This is a genomic window from Amycolatopsis regifaucium (genome assembly GCF_001613935.1).
In the GTDB taxonomy this organism is placed as follows: domain Bacteria; phylum Actinomycetota; class Actinomycetes; order Mycobacteriales; family Pseudonocardiaceae; genus Amycolatopsis; species Amycolatopsis regifaucium.
Genome location: NZ_LQCI01000052.1, coordinates 57102 through 66634, shown reverse-complemented (window position 1 = coordinate 66634; position 9533 = coordinate 57102). Strand labels below are relative to the sequence as shown.

The 9533-nt window shown below is 66.2% G+C and carries 8 protein-coding genes and 1 pseudogene; 6 read left to right on the top strand and 3 right to left on the bottom strand.

The annotated features are described in order from the left end of the window. The first annotated feature begins 297 nt into the window (after positions 1-297). Entirely contained in the window at positions 298-1368 is a 1071-nt protein-coding gene (locus tag AVL48_RS35940) for an ABC transporter ATP-binding protein (protein ID WP_244162444.1), read from the top strand. A gap of 44 nt (positions 1369-1412) precedes the next feature. Here the strand turns inward: AVL48_RS35940 and AVL48_RS35935 are convergent, their stop codons facing one another. Beyond that, on the bottom strand, positions 1413-2051 hold the full coding sequence (locus AVL48_RS35935; RefSeq protein ID WP_061981054.1) for a TetR/AcrR family transcriptional regulator: 639 nt from the start codon (positions 2049-2051) through the stop codon (positions 1413-1415). Between the two features lie 113 nt (positions 2052-2164). On the opposite strand from AVL48_RS35935, the gene AVL48_RS35930 reads away from it, so the two are divergent. Then, positions 2165-3628: a glycoside hydrolase family protein gene (locus AVL48_RS35930; RefSeq protein WP_061981055.1), complete on the top strand. Its 1464-nt coding sequence runs from the start codon at positions 2165-2167 to the stop codon at positions 3626-3628. Positions 3629-4013: 385 nt separating this feature from the next. Here AVL48_RS35930 and AVL48_RS40415 read toward each other — a convergent pair. After that, positions 4014-4276: pseudogene (locus AVL48_RS40415) on the bottom strand (hypothetical protein); the annotation flags it as partial. A gap of 604 nt (positions 4277-4880) precedes the next feature. Here AVL48_RS40415 and AVL48_RS35920 point away from each other — a divergent pair. Then, positions 4881-5138, top strand: a complete 258-nt coding sequence (locus AVL48_RS35920) for a hypothetical protein (protein WP_061981057.1) — start codon at positions 4881-4883, stop codon at positions 5136-5138. A 660-nt stretch (positions 5139-5798) separates the two neighbouring features. On the opposite strand, the gene AVL48_RS35915 is transcribed toward AVL48_RS35920, so the two are convergent. Continuing rightward, positions 5799-6680: a hypothetical protein gene (locus AVL48_RS35915; protein ID WP_177242275.1), complete on the bottom strand. Its 882-nt coding sequence runs from the start codon at positions 6678-6680 to the stop codon at positions 5799-5801. Between the two features lie 102 nt (positions 6681-6782). Here AVL48_RS35915 and AVL48_RS40410 point away from each other — a divergent pair, with 102 nt between their 5' ends. The 3 genes from AVL48_RS40410 (at position 6783) to AVL48_RS35900 (ending at position 9220) form a co-directional block, all read left to right on the top strand. Beyond that, positions 6783-7667, top strand: coding sequence for a hypothetical protein (locus tag AVL48_RS40410; RefSeq protein ID WP_063054183.1), 885 nt, complete (start codon positions 6783-6785; stop codon positions 7665-7667). Positions 7668-7672: 5 nt separating this feature from the next. Then, on the top strand, positions 7673-8281 hold the full coding sequence (locus tag AVL48_RS40405; RefSeq protein WP_061981059.1) for an RHS repeat domain-containing protein: 609 nt from the start codon (positions 7673-7675) through the stop codon (positions 8279-8281). 117 nt (positions 8282-8398) lie between these two features. Further along, positions 8399-9220: a tetratricopeptide repeat protein gene (locus AVL48_RS35900; protein ID WP_061981060.1), complete on the top strand. Its 822-nt coding sequence runs from the start codon at positions 8399-8401 to the stop codon at positions 9218-9220. Positions 9221-9533 lie beyond the last annotated feature (313 nt).

Here is a 9533-nt window from a genome sequence, read left to right as displayed (position 1 = left end):
CGGCCTTCGTCCACACGGTGCCGGTCGGGTTGCACAACCGGTACTCCGTGGCGTGCAAGCGGTCGAAGGTGCCGCGATCCACGTCGAGGAGACATCGGATCCGCTCCCGCTCGGCCTTGATCACTTGACCGGCCACATCGTCGGTCATACCCGCTCCCCTTCACTCGTCCGGTTCTGATCGGCGACACATGCGCCTGCAACCCCAGGCAGCCGAGGGAAGTGACGATATACGAACCGGGCGGTGTACAGAGATGGCAATCACCCCGGGCTGCCTATCGTGCAAGCCAGTCTTGCGTGTTGCTCGACGATTCACTGCGGGAACTACAGCGCATGTCCCGCCGTGGCACGCTGTCGGCGTTGCCCGGAGTGGTGGGGGTGACGCTCGTGGTGCAGGCGATGTTCACCGTCTTGCTGGTCCTGGGCACCTCTCTCGCGCTGGGTGGGAGTATCGGCGTGGCGGAGGTGTTGACGGCTCTGGTTCTGGCCGCTCGCTGCGCGGATCCGTTGCTGTCGCTGACGGATATCGGTGGCAAGCTGCGCGGGGCGCGTTCCGTGCTGGCGAGGCTCGAGGCGGTGTTGCGCGCGGAGCCGCTCCCGGAACCGCGTGAACCCGTCCAGCCGGCAGGTCATGACCTGGAGTTCGCATCGGTCACGTTCCGGCATGGCGACCGCACGGTGGTCGACGACCTGTCGTTGTCCGTCCCGGCTGGACAGCGGCTCGCCGTCGTCGGGCCGTCGGGTGCGGGCAAGAGCACGTTGTTGCAGCTGATCGCGCGGTTCTACGACGTGGACACGGGCACGGTCCGCCTGGGCGGCGTGGATGTGCGTTCGGTCGGCAGCGAGGTGCTGATGGCGCGGATCGCCATCGTGTTCCAGGACGTCTACCTCTTCGACGGCACGATCGAGGACAACGTGCGCCTCGGCCGTCCCGGCGCCGACGACGCCGAGGTGCGGGCGGCGGCGAGCGCGGCGCGGCTGGACGAGGTGATCGCGCGGCTGCCGGGCGGGTGGGCGGCGCAGGTCGGCGAGGGCGGCACATCGCTGTCGGGCGGTGAACGCCAACGAGTCTCGATCGCGCGGGCGCTGCTGAAGGACGCGCCCGTCGTGCTGCTGGACGAGGTGACCTCCGCACTGGACCCGGGCAACGAGGCGGCCGTGCACGAAGGTCTCGAACGTCTGATGGCGGGTCGGACCGTGGTGATGGTGGCACATCGATTGCGCACCGTCCGGCGTGCCGACCGGGTCGTGTTCCTGGACGGCGGCCGGATCATGGAGGACGGCGGTCACGACGAACTGCTGCGTCACGGTGGCCGCTACGCCGATTTCTGGGACATCTCCATGACACCGGCGGTGAGCGAACCCGGATAGCTCTCAGGGCAGCCGGTAGTCGTCAAGTCCGGCGGACACGATGACTACCGGCGAGTGCCCGGATCGTCCGTATCGGCCGACGCTCGCACGAGGGGGAGGTAGATCGTGTCGACGATCTCGACGATGGTGCTGTCGGCGATGATGGCCGCACCACGGACGAGGTACTCATGGCGCACGAGATCGATCGCGACGGTGGCGATCCGAGGCGAAAGCGCTTCGGGGCGTGCCTGCCCGCGGGCGACCGCCTTGCCGAGCACGGTCAGCCATCGCGCGAGGCTGGTGTCCACCAGCTGATCGCGGGCCGCGCGGACCAGGTCGGGTTCATTGCCCATCTCCGCGGCGAGAATGTGCAGGATCGCCCCTTGCGGGTAACTGATCCGTTGGGCCGCGCCACGCAACAAGGCGAGTACGTCGGCGCGGAGGTCGCCGGTGTCGGGCGGATCGTCGGCAGGCGTGACGTGGAGGTACGCCGCGACAGCCAGCGCCGCGCGGTGGGGCCAGCGGCGATAGATCACGGTCTTGTTCGTGTGGGCACGGGCGGCGACTCTGTCCATGGTCAGGCCGCTGTAGCCGACCTCGGCCAGCTCGTCCAGCGCGGCTTGCAGGATCGCCTGTTCCAGCACTTTCCCGCGCCGCCGAGGCCCTTTTCGGGGGTCTCCGGCCTGCGGCGAGGTCGTCACCATGTCCCTCCGCTCAATTTAGGAGACTAAAAGTCCCCTATATGCTCCGTTCGTTGCTAACCTGGTAGCGATCATAGGGGACGTACCGTCTCCTAGTGGAAAGCGAAGGAAACAGGATGACGGCCACCGTGCAGGAGGAGAACATGCCGCACGACATCCGTGTCGGCATGGTTCGCGCCACCACCTACGGACTGTTCAGTCCACCGGAACTCTTCGTCCCGCAAGCCCGCGCGCTGGGAGCGGGCATCGTGCGGGTGAACATCTACTGGTCGCAAGTGGAGCCCGAACCCGGGCGCTTCGTGTGGGACGCCGTCGACGCGCTGCTGGATCAGCTCGGCGAAGGTGACGAGGCATGGGTGACTGTCTGCGCGAGCTCACCGTGGGCCACCCGCCGTGGGACTCGTTGGCTACCGGCATCACCGGCGCTAGAGATCGGCCGGTACCGCAGGTTCGTCACCGAGTTGGTCGGCCGCCGCCCCGGGGCGATCCGGTTCTGGCAGTGCGAGATCGAACCCTGCCTGCCATTGTTCTGGGCGGGCACGGCCGAGGAGTACCTGACTCAGCTTGGCGCGTTCCACACGGCGGCAAAGGGTGCTGACCCGGCCGCGCTGGTAGTGCTCGGCGGAGCGGTGCCAGGGGCGATGCTCGGCGACGGCCAGGCCGGAGCCGGCACCTGGGCTGCCTTCTTCGGCCAGGTGCTGCGCGACGGTTCCGAGTACTTCGACGTCTTCGACATCCACCCTTACGGTGACGCCTACGAGGTTCCGGCACTGATAGAGGCGTGCCGCACACAGCTGGCCGCGCACGGGTGCCGTCAACTGGTGGTCGCCAGCGAACACAGCGGTCCGCTGCCCACGGACTTCCCCGAGAATCTCCCGTATCTGGCCGAGGCACTCGCCGCACATCAGCGGCAGTTCCTCGGGGAGGTGCCCATGCCGGACACGATCGAGGACCTGCAGGCCACCGAGGAACACACCGTGGTCGCCCTCTACGAACGCCGCGACGAATTGCCGCCGGCCCTGCAGATGTTCCTGGCGGACTGCCCGGCGGACCTCGAGTCCGAACGCCATCGGATCGCCTGCACCGACCTGGTCGTCCGCACCGTGCTCGCCCTTGCCGCCGGAGTCCGGCGCAACCTCTACTACGCGCTCGGACCGGAGTGGAAGCTGAAACGGCACCTCCGCATCACTCCGATCCTGATGTTCGGCAAGCTCGCGTTGATGGACTACACCGGCGACGCCATCGCTCACCGGTACCCGGCCGCCGATACGTTCGCCCTGATGACCCGCCACCTCGACCAGGTCGCACGAGTCGACCGGATCACAGTGCCCGACCGGCCGGACATCTACCTGTTCGAAGTCCGGCGAACCCGCCGCACGCCACTGCTGATCGCCTGGCGACGACCCGCCAGCGCCCATCGCGATGATCGGCCGCCGACCGAACTCGTCTGGGAATGGCCCCATCCCCACGCACGTGCGGTGGACGCTCTCGGTACCAGTACACCGGTGGAACTGCACGACGGGGAAATCAAGATTTCCGTCTCCTCGACACCCGTCTTCATCGACACCACCCTCCACTGACTTTCTCGGCAGATGCGCCAGGCGGTCAGGCTTGTGCGGACCGTCGAAGGCATGCTCCGTTCGGGTTCGGGCCTTCCCGGGCTCGATTAAGTCGAGAAGACGAGGCCACACGACCGGCGACGATCGCTAAGTCAGAAAAGCAAAAGGGGGCAGCCAACGGCCTGATGCCCCGACCAGGTGCGGCAGTGTGCCTGCGATTACGAACGCGCTGCTGTTCCGCTGAACGCGGCCGATGCTGGGTGCTTGCGGCACGGCTACGACGGCGACGCGTTCGCATAGGTCGGTCGGCCTCCATTTCTTACCCGGTAAAGCACGGGCTGGATAGTGATCAGCTTCTCGGCCACCACAGTCGCACGGCAGCGCCCCGGCTGACCTGACGAACTCCTTATGCGAAGACGGAGTAGCGGAGCCAGAGGTAGGGCGCGGCGACAAGCACGGTGATGAGGACGCCCTTCTTTTGGTGAATTCCCAGAAGGAGATGGGGCTGCCGGCGCGGGCGGCGATGCCGAGGACGACGACGTTGGCGCTGGCGCCGATGGCGGTGGCGTTGCCGCCGAAGTCGGCGCCGAGGGCGAGGGGTTACCAGAGGGCTTCGGAGTGGGTCGGGTCGGCGATGTCGTTGGTGAGCCCGAATACCAGCGGGATCATCCGTAGTCGTAATACCGCCGGCGGGCTGACCAGCTCGTCGCTGTGAGCGGTAGGCGTCACCCGCAGATGTCGGTGAGCTGGAGGTGACTGCGAACCGTGAAGGCGCCTATTGCCAGTGGTGAGCGTTTGTTGTCATCGAGTCCGTGCTGGCGAGCCACCGCTGCGCGTGCTGTGGACCGAAGCCAAGGTGGGGCAGCTGTTCTCTGGCTGGCGCTACCTTCGGCGGCTGCTGTGCGGTTGTATCGACCGTATGAGACCTCGATGTGCGTTTGTCCTCGCTGCCGCGACGTGGGCGGGAGCGGCAGGTTGCAGCACGCCGGATGACAGGTCAGCAGCGCCTTCGCCTACGACGACCGCTCCGGTGACGTCCGCCAGTACGAGTCCCGCGACCTTCCTCTGTGGAATGGACACGCGGGTCCCGAATCCGGCGGCGCCGCCTTACGTCGGTCACGGACCTCACCTCGTCGCGGGGGGAGCGAAGTCCACCGGCGTATCCGACTTGATCGGATCATTCAGTGTCTACTCGCTCCCTTTGGAGTGGCGGGCCGATGCGTCCCGAGCACAACTGGTCGTGTGCCTGGGCGGAGTACGAAAGCGGGACACCATGCCGATCGGCACGTGCGAATGGGATATCGCGGAGGGTGATGTATACCCGGCGACGTACACGTTCGAGGTGTACGAGGCGAAGACTGGTCGCAGTCTGGCGACCTTTCCGATTGCGAGCAGCGGCTCCGCCGATGCGTCGTGCCCGCCCACGGTGAATGTCAGGCCTGGCGAGGGCCGGGTCGCTGTAGCGCAAAGCTTCACCGAACAAACGTTGGCCTCCATGCTGAAGCCTTTCGTCATGCAGGATGCGGGCTAAATCAGTTGCGTGCGCGGGTCACCATGCGGTGCAGCAGCGTCGAGGCACGCCATGTGCAGCGCCTGTGGCCGGCCCGGTAAACACCCAGGTCCTTCCCTTTGATCTACCTGCCGAAAAGACTGTATGTCGGGGCGTCGAGATACGCCGCGCCCTGGCCACCCTGCCCCGCGGTGATCACGGCCTGCCCGACAACGTCACCTTCCTGCGGCGCTGGAACATGGCATCGACATCGAACCCACCACCGGCCTGCTCACCGAAGTGGCCTTCGCACAGCAGACCCGCCGGATCCTCACCGACACCTCAGATCCCGCCGCACTGCTGACCATCCGCCTGGCCGGCTGGGCCCACCTCGACCACGTCCTCCCAGAGGACTTACGCGCGCGGCTCCTGGCCCAGCCGCCACGGAGACGACGTCCTCGTGCTGCTCCACGACCTCACCGCCGAAGGTCCCAGGTAGATCGACGGAGACCGACTCGAAAAGACTCGAACCAGTTAACCGCCTTCTTGTTCCTGAACTGCTCCAGGAAATTGGTGTGAGAGTCGAGCTGCTGTTCACAGCCGAGATCGAGCGCTTCGTATGGAAGCCGGATGTTCGCGGCCGGTGACGCCCGCCACCGCGCTGAAGAGGTGCGTATAACAGCGGGATTCGCTGCCGTGTCATCATTCCTGCGCTTGCAGTCGGTAAAAGGCACCCGTCTTGACGGCGATCACTCCTCCGATCGTGGCTCCGGCCGGTGCGACGGCTTGCCAGGCCATGCCTTCCGGTGCCGCGGTCTTCGTCTTGGTCACCGAGCCGGGCAGGCCGATGAGGCCGCCGCCGATGACGATGTCGTTCTGGTCGACGACGAGGACGCAGTCGGCTCGTGTGCCGCCGATGGTGGCCCATCCGCTGAGGAGGGTGTCCCCGGTCAGAGGGGTGCCGGTTTCGCCGTGTGTGTCTCCGGGTTCCGTGCCGCGGGGGAGTGGCGCCGCTGTGGGCAGGCGGCTGCCGAGTTCGGGGCCGCCGCAGCCGAGGGTGAAGGTGCCATTGAACGGGTACGCGCCGAGCGAGCGGGCGGCGGGTGCGGCGGCGCGTTGGATGTGCAGGGTGTCGAGGACGGTGGGTGCGTCGACCCGAAGGGCGACGGCCGCGAGATTCAGAGGGCCGTAGTCGTGCCGGACGCCTTCTGCCTTGTTGCCGCCGATGGCGTGAGTGACCAGTGCGACGGTCACGGTGGCGATCAGTAGCTGCCGTAGAGGCCATTGTGGACGGTTGATGGCCACCAACGCCAGCAGGGCACTGGTGGCGAGTGTGCTGATGACGACATACCGGCTGATGAGTCCGACGTTGCCGCCGGGTAGCTGATCGGTCGTTCGGCCCAGCGCGAGCATGCCTGCGAGCAGGACGGCGTAGGTGGCGATCGCGATCCAGCCGGAGGTCCGAGGATTCGCGTCGCGGACGAGATGAACCAGTACGGCAATGGTGATGCCGCCGGCGATCACTGCGACGACGGCGACGTTGGCCGACCATAGCCCGCCGATCGCGGCAGCGAGAACGGACAACCTGCCGTCCGGGTCGAACGCTGATGTGGACTGCGAGTGTTGGCCGGATGGTTTGGTCAGGAACCACGCCACGACAACGAGAACAAGGATGTCGTCTCCCGGGTGGGACGCACCTCCGCCGGTACGATCATCGACGAGTCCCTGGCCGGCCAGGACGCCAGGCCGAACGCGCCGAACTACCTCTACGACGCCGTTGGACGGCTCAGCGAGGCCTATGTCACGGGACACCACTACACGTACGACTACACCTCGGCCGCTTCGGTGACCTGCCCGAACGGCAGCGTGGGCAACGCCGGACTGAACACCAACCGGATGCGGCTGCTGGACCAGACCGCCACCGGCACGGCCGAGACTCGGTACTGCTACGACGCCGCGGACCGCCTGCTCGCTACCGAGGGTGCTACCGCCCTGTCCGGGCTCAGCTATGACGCCGACGGCAACACCACCGGCTGGAAGTCCGCCGACGGCAGCGTCACGACGCTGCGCTGGGATGGCTCCGACCGCAACATCGGTGTCCAGACCACGGGGCCGAACGCCGCCCAGAACGCGAACATCGCCTACACCAGGGACGCGACGAACCGCATCGTGCGCCGTGACCCCCGTGACTGCGACAACAACACCGTCGTGAGGTACGGCTTCTCCGGCGACGGGGACAGTCCCGATCTGACGCTCAACGCCGATGGCCGGCTCACGTCACTGTCGTTGTCACCGCCTGGCGGTGTGCTGTACATCAGCAAGATCGGCGACAATGGGGCGTTCACGCCGTCGTTCGACCATCCGTCGATCCGCGGTGACCTGGTCTTGTCCACCGACGCGGCAGGGCACCAGGTCGGTGAACTCCGCACGTTCGATCCGTACGGCCAGCCGCTCAGGGCCGATGGCGCGGTCGACGCGCAGAACGTGCCGGACAACTCGCCCGCTCGATGGACTATGGGTGGCTCGGTCAGTATCAGCGGCCCTACGAGCACGCCGGTGCACTGTCTCTGATCCAGATGGGCGCCCGTCCGTACAGTCCGCTGCTGGGCCGATTCCTCTCGGTCGACCCGGTCGACGGCGGCTCCGCCAACGACTACGACTACGTCGCCGGCGATCCCATCAACGCGATGGACCTCGACGGCAACTCGTGGTTCAGCTCGATCGTCTCCGCGGTGACGAAGGTCGCCGAGGTGGTCTCGTGGATCCCGGGGCCGATCGGCGCCGTGGCCAGCGGCGTCGCCGCGGTCGGCAACGCCATCCAGGGCAACTGGGGCGCTGCCGCGATGTACGCCTTCGGCGCAGTCACTGGCGGACTGGGCGGTGCTGTCATCAAGGCGGCCAGAGCGGTCGTCAAGGTTTCAAGCCGGGTCGGCAAGGCCGCCGTACGAGCCGCTCCCCGTTTCGCGAGCAAGGCTCGAGCTTCGGTGGGCCGACTCAAGATGGCATTCGCGAAGAAGAAGAAATTGCCCTTGAATCAGCAAGCGCGAAAGCCGCACGAGACAAGCAAAAGCAAATCGTCGCGCGACAAGCATCAAAAAGCCGCCAACCACGGCGGCCGCAGGAAGCTTCCTGTAAACCCGAACAAGCGGCGTAATCCGCCGAAGATGGCATTCGCCTGGCGTTAGCCCTGGCCCGGGGCGGGATGTGCGTCGGCCGTGCGTCCCGCCCCGGCCTCGGCCCTCGACATTAGACTGAGCTCCGTCGAGCGCGTCGGACCTGCGAGAATGAGCTTGGTGAGCACCATGAGCGACCACGATTTGACACGCCGCGGTGTGGAGTTGCGGCACGAAGACCGGCACGAGGAAGCCGTGCGCACACTTCGCGAAGCAGTCGCAGCGGGGGAACCCGACGCTCCCAGGGAACTCGCCTACGCCCTGCTGGGTACCGAGCGACCACGCGAGGCCGTCAAGATGCTCAAGCGTGCGATCAAGTCCGGACGGGTCGACCTGTACGGTCTGCTCGGGTCGATCGCTGCCGAGCTCGGGGAGGTGAAAGTCGCCGAAAAAGCGTATCGAAACGCCATCGAGAAAGGCGATGTCGAGGCGCTCAACGACTACGCCGTCTTCCTGCAGGATGAAGAACGATTCGACGAAGCCCGGGAAGTCTTGCAACGGTCGGCTGAGCTCGGCGACACCCTCGCTCCTGGGAACTTGGTCGTCCTGTACTCGGAAGATCTCGACGACCCCGCTACCGCGGCGAAAGTCGGGGAAAGATACCTGGGGCCGCGAAGCCCGGGTGTCTATGCCGCCTTGGCTGCTGTCTATGCCCGCCTCGGGCGTTTGGGCGAGGCAGAAGGCCTCTTCAGGCAGGCTATCGAACTGGATGCACCACGAATTCATCAGCGATATGCGCGGTTTCTCTGGCGTTATCGTGAGGATCTCAAAGCCGCCGAAGAAGAATTCTGGGAAGGATTCAACCACGACGAGGAAGGTTGGAGCTCCGGCTTGGGTGAGTTCCTCCTCGGCCAAGGGCGCGTCGACGAAGCTCGCGCCGTTCTCGAACGCGGACTGGCTTGGGGCGACCTCGCCGCACGAGACCTTTTGGAAGACCTGAATCAGCGCTGAACCATGTTACAGCTCCGATCCGACCTGCAAACGGAAGACCTTCGAGCTGCTGAACAAGAACAAGTCGCCACACGCACAGAAACGGGAGATTCTCTAACGAGCACGAGGGTGCCGTACGCGCACACCACATCGAATTCCAGGCATCGTCGTGACCGACAGCGGTGGTTGCCCGCAGTCTGTGCTGCCCGCGTCCCAGGTCGTACGGTTCCTCGTGCCGACCTACCTGCGGGACGATCCGTCCGATCTGGCTGCACGAGGACGGACGACTTGCCACCACACCGGGAAAGCCCGCCGACGCCGCTGCCGTGGCGGT